Here is a 17,045-nt window from a genome sequence, read left to right as displayed (position 1 = left end):
AAAACTCATTTAAATCACTTTGCTATTAAGTACAAATTGATTCTTAGAGCGAACCAGATTGCTTGGCAGGAGCTTAAAAATATGGCAGCTTAAAATTGACCGTGCGTAACATGAGTTAATTTGTTTAATTTTGTTTAAATGCCTAAATTGGGAATGAGTCGAACAAAGGTCTATGGCTTAATTTTTTAGGATAGTTGAGCGCCTCATGCGGAGCCTAGATCTCTGGGCTCGCTTAAAGATAATAAAAAGCAGCGCTGGCGTTAAACACTATGGGATTTATTTGAAATAAAACTCTCTTGATTAGGTTCTACCTCGATCTTGCTTGACCCGCAAAAAAAAAAACCTGCGTGCTCACCGGGATTGCTTCAGGTAGTAAGCTAAATGGCTGAGCACATCCCACTTTAAGGCATGATAGCGGTCAGAGAAGACCATGATGCGGTGTAAAAATAATGCATCGACCTTTTGAATTTTCTATAACCTCAAGCTGGTAGGATATTTTAGCGTATATAAAATTACATTATTCAGGGGGGGTTTGTGGTTCTTGCCATAAGGTAACAAAAAGTACCATGATCATCGGTCCTACAAATAAACCTAAGATGCCCAAGGTTTCTACCCCACCTAAGATACCAAACAGTACTGCTAAAAAAGGTAACTGGATGGCACCGCCAATCATAACCGGTTTGATAAAATGATCGGCGATAAACATGACTATGGTGCCCCAAACCAACACAATGATGGCACCTATTAAGCTGCCCATGGACATTAAAATGAAGGCGACAATGATGAAAATTACAGGAACGACAAAGGGAATCATCGCCGCTAAGGCCGTAATGAAACCTGTTAAGGTAGGAGCTGGAAAACCAACCAGTTCATAACAAAGCCCCATCAAAATACCGACACCCAATCCCACAACAATGGTTCCATTCACAGTTGACCGTAAGGCCTGGGGCAACCTTTGTGAATAACGATACCAACGCTGGCCTAAACAATATTCGCCAATTTGTTGGATTTGGACAATGAGCTTCTCACCGTCCCTATAAAAAAAGAATAAGGTCAATAAGGTAAAACCCACCTGGAAACCACGATGAGCAATATCAAAACCGATTTGTTTTATATAGTAGGTTGCGGGGGTCAAAGTGATGTGGATATTAGATAATAACTCTTTTAAATTACCAGGCTTACCTAAATTCTCATCCCAAAACTTTATAAGTTCCTCACTAACCCAGGGAAGTTTATTAAAAAAATCTGGCGCTGCGCCGCCGTTTTTATTCAACTCCTGCATAAAATTGACAAATATTTGCGATTCTTTAATTAAAATACCAATAAGCCAACTCAAAGGCAGAAGAAACAGTAAAGACATGAGGGTAGTAAAAAGAAAGGCGGAAAGATTTTCGCGACGACCAAAATAAACCTGCCATCGCTTATAGAGTGGGTAAGTAGCAATAACAATAATTCCTGCCCATACCATAGAGGGTATAAACTTATGAACAATAAATAAAGAAAGGGCAACGATGCTGATAGTTAGGCCAATGCTAATCAGTTCTTTATGATTTTGATTCATTAAGCAAAATTCCAAGCTATAAGTTGTAAGATGAGCCAAGCAGGTACGGCAGCTAATACATCATCAAGCATTATACCTAGGCCACCATGGATCTTCTTATCAACCCATCGTATGGGTTGAGGCTTCCAAATGTCAAAAATACGGAATAATACAAATCCTAGGAGCATCCACCATACACCCTTAGGAGCAAGAAACATGGTTAGTAAATAACCAACCACTTCATCCCACACAATTCCTTTATAATCATGAGTACCTAAATCCCTAGAAACCACATCACTTACTAATACACCTAAAATAAAAGCAATAAGGGTAATTAATAAATACCATCCCCAAGGCAATTCTGCGATTAAAAGATAAAGGGGAAGCGCTGCTAAGGTACCCCAGGTACCTGGCATAAAGGACATGAGACCTAAACCAAAGCCAAAAGCAATAAAATAAGTCGGATCTTGCCAAATTCGATTAGCGAGCTTTATTTGATTCATATTCCCTTTGCCTTATCGAGTAAAAGTGTTGCAGCCTATCATTAGGCTTGGCTCTGCCCCTAAAATTAATTATTCATATTAATTTCTATGGAGCGAACCTCCGTTGCTAAATTGTTTAAAACTCCATTAACATAACGATAACCATCCTGTGAACCAAACTCTTTAGTTAACGAGATGGATTCATCAAGCACCACCTTGTAAGGTACCTCAGGACAATGAAGTAATTCAAAGGCACCGATTCTTAATACCGTTAACTCGATGGGATTAAGCCCTGTAATTTCCCTATCTAAATAAGGCACTAGCTTTTCCTCTAAATCTTGGACATGTTCAGGCACACCATACAAGAGCCGACAGAAATAATCAGTATCTACTTTATCCATGTTATTTATTGTCCGAAATTGCGCTTCTATTTCATGGAGCTCACTACCAGACATTAGCCATTGATACAAAGCTTGCAAAGCAAATTTACGCGCCTTTCGTTTACCACTAATTAAATTTTTTTCCACTCTAACCTCAATGAACTCATCAATAAACTAATCCCTTCTCATTCGGTCTAAAACCTTATTTGTCCTGCTTATCTTCTTTCATTTCGTCTAATGCTTGCCTAAAATCACTCACGTCTTTAAATCGTTTATACACCGAAGCAAAACGGACATAGGCTACATGATCTAGACGATACAACGCTTTCATTACCAATTCACCAACCAACTGGGAATCTATCTCTCTTTCGCCCCGACGTCGTATTTCTTGAGTAATGGCGCTAACTGCTGCCTCTAAACTGTCGATACTTACTGGCCGCTTTTCTAAAGCACGGAGCATCCCGGAGCGAAGGTTTTCAATATTAAAGGCTTCCCGACGACCGTCCCGTTTTATAATCAAAGGTAAAATCAACTCTGCAGTTTCAAAGGATGTAAAGCGCTCATGGCATTCAAGGCACTGTCTTCTTCTGCGCACTTGCGTTCCATCGGCAACTAAACGGGAATCAACTACCTTAGTTTCTTCAGCATGACAAAATGGGCAATACATGATTAACCATAAACCGGAAATTCACGACATAAAGCCAATACTTGTTCTTTTACGCGAGTACTGGTCGTTTCATTATTTATGTCATCTAAAATATCAGCAATCCAATGAGCTAATAGCGTCATTTCCTTTTCTTTAAACCCCCGGGTAGTGACGGCAGGCGTACCTAACCGTAAACCACTGGTGACAAAAGGTGAGCGTGGATCATTAGGCACTGAGTTTTTATTTACCGTAATATTTGCACGCCCCAAAGCTGCATCAGCCTCTTTGCCGGTAATCCCTTTATTAATTAAATCAATTAAAAATAGGTGGTTATCCGTTCCCCCACAAACAATATTATAAGTACGTTCTTGTAACACCGAACATAAGGTTTTAGCATTTTTTAAAACTTGCTGTTGATAATCTTTAAACTCAGGGAGTAAGGCTTCTGCAAAGGCAACCGCTTTGGCAGCAATAACATGCATTAAGGGCCCCCCTTGGGTTCCAGGAAAAACAGCAGAATTCAATTTTTTTTCAATTTCTTCGTTGGCTTTGCATAAAATTAAACCGCCGCGTGGTCCACGTAGGGTTTTATGGGTTGTGGTCGTTACTACATCAGCAAAAGGTAAGGGAGAAGGATATAAGCCTACAGCGACTAAGCCAGCCACATGGGCGATATCAGCCATTAAATAAGCCCCTACCCTATCAGCAATGGCTCTAAATCGCTCCCAATTAAGGGTACGCGAATAAGCAGAAAATCCAGCTAAGATTAGCTTGGGTTTATGTTCTAAAGCTAATTGCTCTAAGGCATCGTAATCAATTAAACCGGTGTTCACATCAATGCCATACTCCACAGAATGATAGAGTTTGCCGGAAAAATTCACTTTCGAGCCATGAGTTAAGTGTCCACCGTGCGGTAAGGCCATGCCTAAAATAACATCACCGGGTGCTAACAGCGCCATCATAGCAGCAGCATTAGCTTGCGAGCCTGAATGTGGTTGCACATTCGCATAATCGGCCTTAAATAATTGCTTGGCTCGGGTGAGGGCTAAATTCTCTGCTATATCAACATACTCGCATCCGCCATAATAACGCTTGCCAGGATAACCTTCTGCGTATTTATTAGTTAATACAGAGCCTTGGGCTTCAAGTACACGTCGGCTAACATAATTCTCAGAGGCAATAAGCTCAATATGCTCTTCTTGTCGCTTTGCTTCTTTAGACAAGGCTTGAAATAGCTCTTTATCAAAGTTTTCTATTGAACCGCTGGCATCAAACATAGTAACCCTTAAGTTAGTTTAAACTAAATTATCGCGACTTCACTACAATAGCATTATGCACACTTTTCACACCAGGAACGCGAGAAGCAATTAATGCAGCACGTTGTTTAATGCGAGGATTATCAACAAAGCCACTTAATTGCACTACATCTTTAAATGTTTTGACGGTGACTGAAAAACCACTACTTCCTAATTCATTTACTAAACTCGCTTTAACTTTAGTGGTAGTAGCTGAACTGTCAAGGTACTCACCTGCGCTTTCGGAATTAGTAGAAGTACTGCATCCAATAATTAGCAAAAAGAATAATCCTATTATTATTTTAAATGAATCACGCATGATTGCTCTCTAAAGAAAAAAACTTCCGTAGAGTAACACAAAATGCCTGAAGAGAAGAAGAAAATCACCGTATAATTTTTGATCCTCTGCTAACCATCGCTCCATGGTCAATGCCCTTATATTTTGCGGACGTATTGAGCACTTTACTTCAATGACGGGTTATGAACTATAAATCCCAAGCTAGGACTTAGGATTTATAGTTTAAGCTCTAGTGGGTCGTAACTGTCGCACTTGGAGTTTGATTGGCATTTTCAGAAGGATGCTTTTTCACTGTATTTTTTGCAGCCTGACTAGCATGACCATGGTTATTTTGCGGATTAGTAGCTTGGCCATGCCCATGAGTGTTTTGGGGCACAACAGCTTGACCATGTCCATGGGTATTGCTTGGTACAACGACTTGTCCATGACCATGCATATTGTTAGGTACAACAGCTTGGCCACGTCCGTGGGTATTGCGAGGTACAAGGACTTGTCCATGGCCATGGGTGTTGCTTGGAATACCAACTTGCCCACGACCATTCACTGGAACCGTCGCTGTTTGGTTTCTCGGTCTAACAATAACGGGAGCTCCATTATAATGTCTTGGAACAGGCCGTACTTGTGCGGTTGGGTAAGCCCCCCGCACCTCATAGCCTCTATGTCCATGATAATGAGCAGGCTCATCATAGCGATAGACTTCGGCTCGTGGTGGAGGTGGTCCATAGGGGTCATCAACCACTGTGCAGGCCGTGATTAGGGGTAAACTAAATAAACCTAACAAGAAGTATTTCATGGTAAAACTCTCAAAAAAAAAAGGAAAGAAGCCTAAACTTCTTTCCTTATAAACTAATAACTAATGAAGATTATCGAGTAGTAATTTTCGCTTTAGCTTGTTTGTTCAAGAAAGGAACTACACGAATTGTGCTGTTAACGTTAGTCCAACCAGAATAAACAGTACCGAAAGGAGATGTAACAGTTAAGTACATACCGCTATGGCAGTAGAAGTAGTAGAATAAGCTAATGTAATGAGGAGATTCATAGCGATAAATGTTGAAACTGATGCTAGAACCATCATCAAAAGTACCATACACGTTAACATCAGTGAAACTGTCATTGATTAATTCGATTTGGCAAAAACCAGGATAAGTTAAATTCTTAGAGATTGATTTTTTATCAGCCGCATCCGCTTTAGGATGGAGGTGGCTATTTGCTGCGAAAACATTTGTAAATAAACTAAAACACAGTACAAACAAAAACGACTTTAACTTCATTATTATCCCCTTGGTAAGATGGAAGCAATATAGTAACAAAGTATTCAATTTAGTCAATAGGATTTTTTTATACTCATGGAATAAATAAAAATTTACTTATATAACAACAATTAGGCATGATAAAAAACATCTTTGTGATATATTTGCCGACAATAAAAAAACAATTTTTAAGCCAGGGGAAGAGCATGAAAAAACGGATGATCATAATGGGAATAGCCTTAGCGGTTATTTTCGGAGGAATCATTGCGTTCAATCTTATTAAGGCGTTTATGATTAAACGTTTTTTTGCAAGTTTTACTCCCCCTGCAGTTACGGTGTCATCAGCGGTTGCCCAAAAAGTTGATTGGCAACCTAAACTTAATGCTATAGGTAATTTCGTTGCTATAAACGGCGTGGAAGTTAACTCTGAAGCCTCAGGCAATGTAGTGAAAATAAGTTTTGAATCGGGACAATACGTTGCAAAAGATGATCCCTTAATTGTGATTGACGATAGTGTAGATCAAGCCTTATTGAAATTTAACCAATCAGACTTAATCCTGAAAGAACTCGATTACAAAAGACAAACTGATTTATTTAAACGAGGTGCTACACCGAGCTCTAGCGTCGATGCAGCTAATGCCAATCTTCAACAAGCTCAAGCTAAGGTCGAGCAAATACAAGCACAAATCAAACAAAAGCACATTGGAGCCCCCTTTGAAGGTCGCTTAGGTATTAGACAGGTAAACTTAGGCCAATACATTAGCCCCGGCCAAACCTCCATTGTAACTCTACAGTCCATGGATCCCTTGTATCTTGAGTTTTATTTGCCAGAACAACTTTACAAACAAATTCATCCTAATCAAACAGTCACCTTTTCGATTGAGGAATACCCTAATTATTTATTTGAAGGTAGGCTATCAGCAATCAACTCAAAAATCGATTTCAATACCCATAATGTATTGATCCACGCCACCCTACCTAATTGCCCCGTGGAAAGCATGAAAAATCCGGAGAAATCGGCTTTAGTTAAAACGCGGAAGGAAATTAGGGGAAGCAAAACCATTATTAGCTGTGATCAAAAAATCAATGAAAAGAACAAAATTAAAGATTTTGTCTTTATCCCAGGGATGTTTGCAGCAATCGAACTAGAGCAGCCGGTGCAAAAAAATACCATTATAGTTCCCTCAACTGCAATATCTTACAGTTTATACGGCAACTCCATCTATGTTATTGAGAAAGATAAATCAGGGAAAAAGAACGCTGATGGCAGTGATATTTTAATTGCCAATCGTATTTTTGTTAGTACCGGCGAACAACAAGGTAATTACACCGTAGTGCTCAAAGGCATTAAAGAAGGACAGGTAGTAGTGAGTACGGGTGATCTTAAATTACAAAATGGCACACCGGTTGCGATTAACAATAGTGTACCGCTTAATGAAATTCCTGATCCCGATAGTTTAGGCCAATAATCATCAGCTGGGCTTAGGCCCACCTAAAAACGAGATTTGATGTAACCCCTTAATGCAGGAAGAGTTATGAAATTTACGGATTTATTTATTAAACGACCAGTACTTTCTCTCGTAGTCAGTCTGCTCATTTTTCTTTTTGGACTTAATTCGATCAATAAAATGCAGATCCGTCAATATCCTAGGATGGATAATACGGTCATCACGATTACCACTGCCTATCCTGGAGCGGATGCAAATCTTATTGCCGGATTTATCACTACCCCACTCGAAAACGCTGTAGCTAGTGCTGAAGGTATTGATTATATGACCTCTTCCAGCGTACAAGGCTTAAGCACCATTACCCTTACCATTAAATTAAACTTTGATCCGCAAATTGCTTTTACGGATGTGATGAGTAAAGTACAGCAAACACTTAACCAATTACCTAAAGAATCGCAGCAACCGGTGATATTAAAGCAATCGGACTCCTCAACGGCGCTCATGTACATCAGTCTTGATAGTAAAGAAATGACCCCACAACAGATTACTGATTATGCAACGCGTGTCGTACAACCGCAATTACAAACCGTTAATGGCGTTGCCAAAGCCGACATTTTAGGTGGTGCAGTCTATTCCATGCGGGTTTTCCTAAACCCCATTAAAATGGCAGCCCTAGGCATCACTCCTGCAGATGTATCCACCGTTCTTGCGAATAACAATTTTTTAACCGCAGCAGGTAACACCAAAGGCGAATATGTCGCTATTAGCATGACGGCAAAAACGGATTTAAATAATGCCGAAGAATTTAGCAAACTTATTGTTAAGAGTGAAAAAGGCTCTATTATCCGGTTAAGAGATATTGCCAAAGTTGAATTAGGCTCGCAAAGCTATGAAAGTTCCGTGACTTTTAATAGTAAAAAAGCAGTATTCATGTCCATTACCCCCACACCTACAGCAAACCCTCTTACGGTAATTAGCGATGTCCGTAAGCTTATGCCCGATATTATAAAAGAATTCCCACCTTCACTAACCGGAACTATCGTTTATGATGCCACCGCCTTTATCCGCGCATCGATTAATGAAGTAATCCATACCATAGTGGAAGCGGGACTTATTGTTATTGTGGTTATTTTCTTGTTTTTAGGCTCAATCCGCTCGGTGTTGATTCCAGTAGTGACTATACCTTTATCGCTGGTGGGTGTTTGTACCTTGATGTTGGCTTTAGGCTATAGTGTTAACTTACTTACCTTACTCGCCTTTGTCTTGGCCATCGGCCTTGTGGTAGACGATGCTATTGTAGTGGTAGAAAATGTCCATCGTCATATTGAAGAGGGAAAAACTCCCTTTGAAGCTGCTTTAATCGGCGCCCGGGAAATTGCAACTCCAGTTATCGCAATGACCATTACCCTGGCTGCAGTTTATGCTCCAATTGGTTTTATGGGCGGATTAACCGGCGCTTTATTCAAAGAATTCGCTTTTACTTTAGCTTGTGCAGTTATAATTTCAGGGATTATTGCTCTAACCCTCTCGCCCATGATGTGTTCTAAAGTCTTATCAAAAGAAGTAAGTAGTGGCAAATTCGTGCAATTTCTTGATAATTTATTTAACAAATTAAAAGATAAATATCAAAGAAAATTACACAGCCTCTTGGATACTCGCTCGATCATTTTGGTTTTTGCGGCAGTAGTGATCTTAATGCTCCCCTATCTTTATACAACCACCGCATCAGAAACAGCCCCAGAAGAAGACCAAGGTTTCTTCTTTGTTATGGCCACAGCGCCGCAATATGCGACTCTTAATTATGTTGAAGCCTATACGAAACCCTTTGATAAAATTTATACAAGCTTTCCTGAAGCAGAAAATTATTTTACGATAAACAGTAGTCAACCCATCTCAGGAATGGTACTTAAGCCTTGGAATCAACGCTCAAGAAATGAGTTTGAATTAAAAAAACCACTGCAAGATAAATTATCACAGATAGCAGGCTTAAATGCCTTCGCTATTATCCCTCCCCCACTTCCTGGCGGAGGGAGCGGCACCCCCGTTCAGTTCGTAGTGAAAACTACCAATGATTTCCAAAGCCTTTTTGATATCTCTAGTAAACTGACTGAAAAGGCCAAGAAAAGTGGCTTATTTATATACATTGACAATCAACTTAAATTCAATCAACCACAAGTTGAATTTGCAATCAACCGCGCTAAAGCCTCGGAAATGGGCTTAGACATGCGGGCGATTGGCAGCAGTTTAACAAGCGCCCTTTCAGGTAATTATATTAACTATTTCAACCTTGAAGGAAGAAGTTATCAAGTTATCCCTCAACTCGATCGTAAATACCGATTAACCCCTAAACAATTGGGGCAAATTTATGTAAAAACAATTAATGGCACTATGGTTCCCTTATCTACAGTGGTTACCCCTGTTGCTAAAACACAGCCTAATGCAGCGACTCATTTCCAACAATTAAATTCAGCAACTATTCAAGCAGTCATGATGCCGGGCAAAACTTTAGGTGATGGGCTACATTTCTTACAAAAAGCCGCTGATGAAAGCTTACCCAAGGGCTTTACTTATGATTATGGCGGCCAATCACGTCAATTCATGCAAGAAGGCAGTGCCTTGGTTTTTGCTTTCCTTTTTGCCATTGTCATTATCTTCTTGGTACTATCAGCCCAGTATGAAAGTTTCCGCGACCCGCTTATTGTTTTGATTAGTGTACCGATGTCTATTTGCGGTGCCCTTATTCCACTGAATTTAGGTCTTGCAAGTATCAATATTTACACCCAAGTCGGTTTGATAACTCTAATAGGTTTAATAAGTAAGCATGGTATTTTGATTGTAGATTTTGCTAACCATTTACAACGTGAAAAAAATCTCGATAAACGGGCTGCTGTGGAAGAAGCTGCAGGCATCCGCTTAAGACCTATTCTAATGACTACAGCTGCAATGGTGTTTGGTGTCTTTCCCTTATTAATTGCCAGTGGCGCCGGAGCGGTTAGTCGTTTTGATATTGGTCTTGTTATTGCAACCGGCTTGCTCATTGGGACCTGTTTTACTTTATTCGTAGTCCCGACTCTTTATACTTATATAGCTGAAGATCATCGCCATAAAAAAACACCAGAGAATATACAGGATGAACCTGTATACTAGAAGTTATTAAGAGAGCGATTATTTCTTATTTGCCGTGCTTTGATCGCGGTAAATAAGCTTTACAGTTTTTTTTTAACTAGATTAAAAAATATCATTTTTTTAGGCAGATTTATGCCTTTTGAGCTACTCTTAAATACAAAAGGGGAATAATTGCAGTTGGGTACAAAAACCCATCATTTCACTAGGGTAGCTCATGTGCACGTATAAAAAAAATAAAACCTATCGCGTTTTAATCTTTTTCTATTCTATCTTTGTTGCATGTCTTGCTAATGCCCAACCCATTTTAATGGATAATAGCTCTTCCAATATCAGCTCATTAAGATTAAAAATAAACCTCCTAGAAGAACGAGCAAATAGCAAAGAAATACCCAGACAAGAGCAATTTATATTAATTCAACAAATAAAACACCTACAGGAAGCAATAGACGCATGTAATCAAAACAGTGCACAAAAATTAAAACAAATTAACCAATTATTTAAAGATATATCGCCCGCCAATACTGTCCCTTTTAACTATTTAAAAAGAGAATATAAAACTTATTCCACTGACGCGGCTTACTGTAAATTTTACACTTACCGCTTAGAAGAGCTCGAAAACCAAATTAAGTCATTAAAACCGATAGATGAAACATCCTATCTCTTAGAAAAGAATAAAAGCTTAGTCCAACTATTCAACGAAAGCATCCATCCTTCTCCCCTCAATCAATCCCAGCTTACTACCATGCTCAACTTAAATTTCCCTGAAGGAACTAATTTAGTTCTGCTGGCCATTTTATTAATGACGGGGCTTTTGTTAAAACTCTATTGGAAAAAGCACAGCCCTCAATGGCTTAAGAAAAGAGCGTATAGCCAAGTCTTTTCTGATCTTCCTTTTATTGCAGCTTTATTAATTGCGAGCTTATGTGTTATTTTTTTCGCTAAGCCAAATAATTTATTCAGCTTCTTACTCTATAGTTTAAGTATTTATTTATTAAGTATTTTTTTTATAAAAAATGTTCTATTTTTTGCTTTAAATAAAGTCAGCCTAGATTTATTACCCTATTGGCGAGTTTTTCTCATCTTATATTCGTGGTTTCATTCTTGGCTAATCGTTCTAGTTATCCGCGATGAAAAAGATTCCCTCATCATCACTTTGGTGAGTTTAATTTATCCCCTGATTGGTATTGCCTTTGTGGAAGGGATACTGCTTTTTTTGAGTAAAGCAAAAAATTGGCTGACCGTAAACCAAGCGAAACAATTAGAAAGCAAGATTATTTTATTTATTAGCCTAGTGTTTTTAAGTTATGTAAGTTATGTCACCTTAACTACTTTGAGCGGCCCAACTCCTTTCCTCGAGCTTTATAAGGTTATTCTAATAGCCTTGTTGAATTTAAGCTTAGTCTATTTATTAGAATTCATGCTTAATATTACTGGCTTCTTTAAAAAGGGGTACCCATCAAACAAAAGAAGATTTTTTTACCAAATCGGTTTAAGAAGTATTTTTCTCCTAAGTTTAATCCTCCTAGGACAAGGCTATCAAAACTTTGCCCTATTGCTTCTCCCCAATTTAATTTTAAGCGCGATAGTCTTATTTTTGATTTGGGATGTTTCCCGCTTCATCAGCAAACTTTTTCACCTTTTATATACATCCAATGAACCCCTAGCAAAAAAATTACGGGCTGTTATTGCTTTAAAACCTAAGGAGAGATTGATTGAATTGCTCCTCTTACGCGCGATTATAAATATTCCTGTTTTAGCGATTATGCTTTCTGGTTTAGCTGAGTTTTGGAGTCTTTCGCCCTACACCCTTGCCTATCACTTTAATAACATCCATCTAGGCTATAATATCTTTGGGTTTGTCATTCATATTGCTTTGATTATTAGAGCATTCAATGTCTTTTGCATTGTAGCCTTATCGGGACGAATACTTGCTGCCTACATTGAGCGTAAGCACTTGGTGTATGAAGAGCGACATACTCGTTATATGTTAACTTCTTTAATTCGTTATTTTTCTTTTGGTATTGCTGTGGCTCTCGCTCTATACATTGCGCAAGTGAATACGAAGGGAATTCTGGTGATCATAGGGGCTTTTTCTGTAGGTATCGGCTTTGGCTTACAAAGCTTTGTTAATAATTTTATCAGTGGTGTTATTTTGATGTTCCATAAACCACTAAGAATAGGTGATCATGTTGTTGTTCAGAATACTGAAGGTTATGTGAAAAAAATTGGCGCATTAACTACCGAGGTACGGACCATTTTTCAAACTGATATTATTATTCCTAACTCCACCTTAATTAATGAGTCAGTTACTAATTTAACTCGCCATGACAAGTTAAATCGCATCCAAATTAAGATTCGCATTAACGATACCACCAAGCTTGAGCTTGCCAAACAACTTCTATTAGACAGCACCAAGCGAATTAAGGGCATTAATCAAGAACCGAATCACCAGCCCTTTGTTTTATATCAGCTCAATTCTCTAACACTTTGGTGTGTGATATATGAAATAAATGACATTTCAACCATTTTAAGCGAGCTCAGTTTTGAAATAATGAACATTTTTAATCAGAATAAAATAGATATCATCGTGGGTAACTAAACAGCTTAACACAAGACTTCTTCATTCCCACCACTCTGTGATACCATTCACTCATTTTACAAAGACAGGCCCTACCATGGACAAAACCTACTCCCCCGAAGCAATTGAAGAGACACTCTATCAAGACTGGGAAAACCATCATTATTTCCAACCTCGAGGTGAAGGCAAACGCTTTTGTATTATGTTGCCGCCTCCTAATGTCACTGGCAGCTTGCATATGGGCCATGGTTTTCAACATACAATCATGGATGCCTTAACCCGTTACCATCGTATGTTAGGCGATAAAACTTTATGGCAACCCGGTACTGACCATGCAGGTATTTCAACCCAATTAGTAGTCGAACGCCAATTAGAGGCCCAAGGTTTATCTCGAAAAGACATGAAGCGCGAAGAGTTCCTTGAGCGGGTATGGGCTTGGAAAAATGAATCGGGTGATACTATTACTAAGCAAATGCGCCGGATTGGAGCCTCGGTCGATTGGACCCGTGAACGTTTTACTATGGATGAGGGTCTTTCTGCCGCAGTACAAAAAGTGTTTGTCCAACTTTATGATGAAGGCTTAATTTATCGAGGCACTCGTCTTGTTAACTGGGATCCGAAGCTAGGTACGGCCGTTTCAGATCTAGAAGTCCTTTCTGAAGAGGAAGATGGTTTTCTCTGGCATATACGCTATCCTGTTGTTAACTCAAATGAGTCTTTAATTGTTGCAACCACTCGTCCAGAAACTTTATTGGGGGATACCGCGGTCGCCGTTCACCCTGAAGATGAACGCTTTAAACATTTAATTGGCAAAATGGTTCAACTACCTCTTTGCGATAGAACTATTCCCATTATTGCTGATGATTATGTAGATAAAGAATTTGGCAGTGGCTGTGTAAAAATTACTCCTGCCCATGATTTTAATGACCATGAGGTTGGAAAACGTCACAACCTTCCTGCGATTAGTATTTTAACTAAAAAAGCAACTATTAACAAAAATGCTCCAGTGAAATATCAAGGAATGGACCGTTTTGTAGCTCGGGAACAGATCATTAAAGATCTCCAAGAAGCAAACTTTTTAGTCAAAACAGATCCACACCAATTAAAGGTTCCCCGTGGTGAAAAATCTAATGTCATCATTGAACCCCTGCTTACCGATCAATGGTATGTGAAAACTAAGCCATTAGCAGAGCCCGCGATTGCTGCAGTTAAAAAAGGCGAAATACGGTTCATTCCGGATACTTGGGATAAAACCTATTTTCAATGGATGGACAACATTGAAGATTGGTGTATCAGTCGCCAACTCTGGTGGGGGCATCGGATTCCTGCCTGGTATGATAATCAAGGCAACATTTATGTCGGTTATAGTGAAAACGACGTGCGTTTTAAATACAGTATTGATGAAGCCACTCCGCTTAAACAAGATGAAGATGTCTTAGATACCTGGTTCTCTTCGGCTTTATGGCCTTTTTCTACTTTGGGATGGCCTGAGCGTACGCCTGAATTAGAGCAATTTTACCCCACCTCTGTTTTGGTTACCGGATTTGATATAATCTTTTTCTGGGTTGCTCGTATGATTATGATGGGCTTGAAATTTACTGGAAAAGTCCCTTTTAAAGATATTTTTATTACCGGCTTAATTCGTGATAGCGAAGGTCATAAAATGTCTAAATCTAAAGGGAACGTTTTAGACCCTCTAGATATTATTGACGGGATTGGTATTGAAGAACTCGTTGAAAAAAGAACCTCTAATCTTATGCTCGGCTCAGCTCGCGATAGAATTATTAAAGCGACGCGCAAAGAATTCCCCGAGGGAATTAGCGCCTATGGAACCGATGCGCTGCGTTTTACTTATTGTTCCTTAGCATCAACAGGCCGCAATGTTCGTTTTGATATGGGACGCGTGGAGGGATATAGAAATTTCTGCAATAAATTATGGAATGCTACGCGCTATGTGTTAATGAATACCGATGAAGAGCAAATTGATTTTGGTGATAGCGCCCTGCAATATAGCCCTGCTGATCTCTGGATTTTATCGCGTTTACAGCGTGCCATAACTAAAGTTCACCACTATTTTGAAAGCTACCGTTTTGATTTGTTGGCAAATACCCTCTATGAGTTTGTGTGGTATGAATACTGTGATTGGTATTTAGAGCTTTCGAAGCCCATTCTTCAAGATGAACAAGTTCTCAGTGCGATGAAAAGAGGCACTCAAAAAACCCTGCTGCATGTCTTAGATCAGATTTTAAAATTACTCCATCCTTTAATGCCTTTCATTACCGAGGAAATCTGGCAGAAAACCAGTAAACTAACCAATGAGAACGAAGCCAGTATCATGTTATCTAGCTATCCCCAAGTGGATGAGACTTTTATCAATGATACCATCGAAGAAGAACTAGAATGGCTTAAAGCAGCGATTCAAGCCCTTCGTACCATTCGTAGTGAAATGTCTATTTCTCCGGCGAAGCAAATTCCACTCTACATTCGCAATGCAACGCCGATGCTTAAAGAGCGTATTGAGAAATACCAACAACTTTTTAAAACTTTAAGTAAAATAACTGAAATTTATTATTTAAGCGCTGAGGATAAAGCCCCTATTTCAGCCACAGCAGTATTAGGTGAAATAGAATTACTTATTCCTATGGCAGATTTAATTGATAAAGCCGCAGAACTCGCTCGCCTAAGCAAAGAAATTGCAAAATTAGATAAAGACATCAGTCTTGCAGCAGGTAAATTAAATAATCCAAAATTTACCGATAAAGCTCCTGCAGAGATTATTGTGAAAGAACAAGAAAAATTAGCGCAAGCTAATCAGTCTAAGGAAAAATTACTGCAGCATAAAGAGCGAATTGAATCTTTATAAGCTTAGTATTCAGTTTTCCCTAAGGCCTAATAGCAAGCTCTTGCTGAATTAGGCCTTTTAGCTTATTGGCTTAGAGACTTTTAAAAACCTGCTCTCGCCAGGTTTCCAATACATTTAAATTTCCGAAGCTAAAACTTAAAGGAAGTTCCGATTGATTTGGATTAAGAATCTGGTGGTTAAAGGCATCTATTTGATAAGTATAAAGCGATCGCGGTGCTTGTATCTTTATTTCTTGCGGTAATTTTTCACCATTTACTTGAATCATCATCTTATTATCGGTCTTTTCTGGCAACCAGGGATTAGAAAGCAGTTTTAAATGTCCTTTACTACCATATACCTCAAACTGCCAGCGCATTTCCAAATCATCTGCCGTAGAAATAGTTGCCATAGCCTCATCAGGAAATTTGAGGATCAACGTTGCACTATGATCACTAGTGCGCTGGGCATTGAGCCTTCCTATTCCTTGCATAGCGCTTGGCTCATTTTGGGCTAATAAACGTATTAAAGACACCGGATAGCAGCCTAAATTGCGGATACTCCCACCTTCCCGTGGATTAGCAAGAGACGCAATATTTGCTGTATAAACAGCATTATATAAACGCACCTCACCAATGATTTGCTGGGCTATAATCTCTTGCAGGGACTGAATAAGAGGATGATGAAGATACATGAGACCTTCCATACAACACACTTGAGTTTCCTCAATGACTTCTTTAATTTTTAATGCCTCGGCATGGCTAATAACTAGAGGCTTCTCACAAAGAACATGTTTTCCCGCTAAAGCGCAACGAACTATCCATTCTTGGTGCAAATGGTTGGGGAGGCCTATATAGACTGCATCTATCTCTTTATCTGCTAGGAGGCTCTCGTAATTGTTATAAAAATGCGGGATAGAAAATTGTAGGGCAAAATTCTTCGCCTTGTTCTGCTCACGGCTCGCTATAGCAAACAATTCACTGTTTGATGATTCAGTAATTGCTTTTGCCATTACCTCCGAAATAAAACTAGTGCCAAGTACCCAGGGTCACCTCATGAAAAATTTTGAGATAAGATAGTGGTTAAAATAGAATCATCCCATCCAGCATTTTTTCTGAGCCGCTTAATAGATTGCCTTTTCATCTGATTTTTAGTTAATTGAA

The 17,045-nt window shown here is 39.1% G+C and carries 12 protein-coding genes and 1 pseudogene; 4 read left to right on the top strand and 9 right to left on the bottom strand.

The genetic code is table 11. The features are described from left to right. Positions 1-517 precede the first annotated feature (517 nt). From ELY15_RS07625 to ELY15_RS07590, 8 genes are all read right to left on the bottom strand, one after another. Positions 518-1,561: an AI-2E family transporter gene (locus ELY15_RS07625; protein ID WP_127099070.1), complete on the bottom strand. Its 1,044-nt coding sequence runs from the start codon at positions 1,559-1,561 to the stop codon at positions 518-520. Then, positions 1,561-2,043 carry a phosphatidylglycerophosphatase A gene (locus ELY15_RS07620; protein ID WP_127099069.1) on the bottom strand — a complete coding sequence of 161 codons (483 nt, stop codon included), beginning with the start codon at positions 2,041-2,043 and terminating at the stop codon, positions 1,561-1,563. Before ELY15_RS07620 ends, ELY15_RS07625 begins: the two co-directional genes overlap by 1 nt. Before the next feature lie 65 nt (positions 2,044-2,108). Then, entirely contained in the window at positions 2,109-2,549 is a 441-nt protein-coding gene (gene nusB, locus ELY15_RS07615) for a transcription antitermination factor NusB (protein ID WP_127099068.1), read from the bottom strand. 55 nt (positions 2,550-2,604) lie between these two features. Next, positions 2,605-3,069: a transcriptional regulator NrdR gene (gene nrdR / locus ELY15_RS07610; RefSeq protein WP_127099067.1), complete on the bottom strand. Its 465-nt coding sequence runs from the start codon at positions 3,067-3,069 to the stop codon at positions 2,605-2,607. A 2-nt stretch (positions 3,070-3,071) separates the two neighbouring features. Continuing rightward, positions 3,072-4,325 (bottom strand): serine hydroxymethyltransferase, encoded by a 1,254-nt coding sequence (glyA, locus tag ELY15_RS07605; protein ID WP_127099066.1) that lies wholly within the window; start codon positions 4,323-4,325, stop codon positions 3,072-3,074. A gap of 28 nt (positions 4,326-4,353) precedes the next feature. After that, complete coding sequence (locus ELY15_RS07600) at positions 4,354-4,662, bottom strand: BON domain-containing protein (protein ID WP_127099065.1); 309 nt, start codon at positions 4,660-4,662, stop codon at positions 4,354-4,356. Between the two features lie 208 nt (positions 4,663-4,870). Further along, positions 4,871-5,434 carry a hypothetical protein gene (locus ELY15_RS07595; RefSeq protein WP_127099064.1) on the bottom strand — a complete coding sequence of 188 codons (564 nt, stop codon included), beginning with the start codon at positions 5,432-5,434 and terminating at the stop codon, positions 4,871-4,873. Between the two features lie 70 nt (positions 5,435-5,504). Then, complete coding sequence (locus tag ELY15_RS07590; protein ID WP_127099063.1) at positions 5,505-5,912, bottom strand: hypothetical protein; 408 nt, start codon at positions 5,910-5,912, stop codon at positions 5,505-5,507. 185 nt (positions 5,913-6,097) lie between these two features. Here ELY15_RS07590 and ELY15_RS07585 point away from each other — a divergent pair, with 185 nt between their 5' ends. From ELY15_RS07585 to ELY15_RS07570, 4 genes are all read left to right on the top strand, one after another. After that, positions 6,098-7,360 carry an efflux RND transporter periplasmic adaptor subunit gene (locus ELY15_RS07585; protein WP_127099062.1) on the top strand — a complete coding sequence of 421 codons (1,263 nt, stop codon included), beginning with the start codon at positions 6,098-6,100 and terminating at the stop codon, positions 7,358-7,360. A 66-nt stretch (positions 7,361-7,426) separates the two neighbouring features. After that, positions 7,427-10,486, top strand: coding sequence for an efflux RND transporter permease subunit (locus tag ELY15_RS07580; protein WP_127099061.1), 3,060 nt, complete (start codon positions 7,427-7,429; stop codon positions 10,484-10,486). A gap of 193 nt (positions 10,487-10,679) precedes the next feature. Beyond that, entirely contained in the window at positions 10,680-13,064 is a 2,385-nt protein-coding gene (locus ELY15_RS07575; RefSeq protein WP_127099060.1) for a mechanosensitive ion channel family protein, read from the top strand. 76 nt (positions 13,065-13,140) lie between these two features. Beyond that, positions 13,141-15,906, top strand: coding sequence for a valine--tRNA ligase (locus ELY15_RS07570; RefSeq protein WP_127099059.1), 2,766 nt, complete (start codon positions 13,141-13,143; stop codon positions 15,904-15,906). A gap of 70 nt (positions 15,907-15,976) precedes the next feature. Here ELY15_RS07570 and ELY15_RS07565 read toward each other — a convergent pair. Then, positions 15,977-16,912, bottom strand: a pseudogene (locus ELY15_RS07565) (Gfo/Idh/MocA family protein); the annotation flags it as partial. Positions 16,913-17,045: the final 133 nt, after the last annotated feature.

Origin of the sequence: Legionella sp. km772 (assembly GCF_003989735.1) — a bacterium.
Classification (GTDB): domain Bacteria; phylum Pseudomonadota; class Gammaproteobacteria; order Legionellales; family Legionellaceae; genus Legionella.
This window is presented reverse-complemented; position numbering and strand designations above follow the sequence as displayed.

Excerpts from the sequence above, each read along its gene's own strand:
- ELY15_RS07625 (WP_127099070.1), bottom strand. The coding sequence starts at position 1,561 with ATGAATCAAAATCATAAAGAACTGATTAGCATTGGCCTAACTATCAGC.
- ELY15_RS07620 (WP_127099069.1), bottom strand. The coding sequence starts at position 2,043 with ATGAATCAAATAAAGCTCGCTAATCGAATTTGGCAAGATCCGACTTAT.
- nrdR (WP_127099067.1), bottom strand. The coding sequence starts at position 3,069 with ATGTATTGCCCATTTTGTCATGCTGAAGAAACTAAGGTAGTTGATTCC.
- glyA (WP_127099066.1), bottom strand. The coding sequence starts at position 4,325 with ATGTTTGATGCCAGCGGTTCAATAGAAAACTTTGATAAAGAGCTATTT.
- ELY15_RS07600 (WP_127099065.1), bottom strand. The coding sequence starts at position 4,662 with ATGCGTGATTCATTTAAAATAATAATAGGATTATTCTTTTTGCTAATT.
- ELY15_RS07595 (WP_127099064.1), bottom strand. The coding sequence starts at position 5,434 with ATGAAATACTTCTTGTTAGGTTTATTTAGTTTACCCCTAATCACGGCC.
- ELY15_RS07590 (WP_127099063.1), bottom strand. The coding sequence starts at position 5,912 with ATGAAGTTAAAGTCGTTTTTGTTTGTACTGTGTTTTAGTTTATTTACA.
- ELY15_RS07585 (WP_127099062.1), top strand. The coding sequence starts at position 6,098 with ATGAAAAAACGGATGATCATAATGGGAATAGCCTTAGCGGTTATTTTC.
- ELY15_RS07580 (WP_127099061.1), top strand. The coding sequence starts at position 7,427 with ATGAAATTTACGGATTTATTTATTAAACGACCAGTACTTTCTCTCGTA.
- ELY15_RS07575 (WP_127099060.1), top strand. The coding sequence starts at position 10,680 with ATGTGCACGTATAAAAAAAATAAAACCTATCGCGTTTTAATCTTTTTC.
- ELY15_RS07570 (WP_127099059.1), top strand. The coding sequence starts at position 13,141 with ATGGACAAAACCTACTCCCCCGAAGCAATTGAAGAGACACTCTATCAA.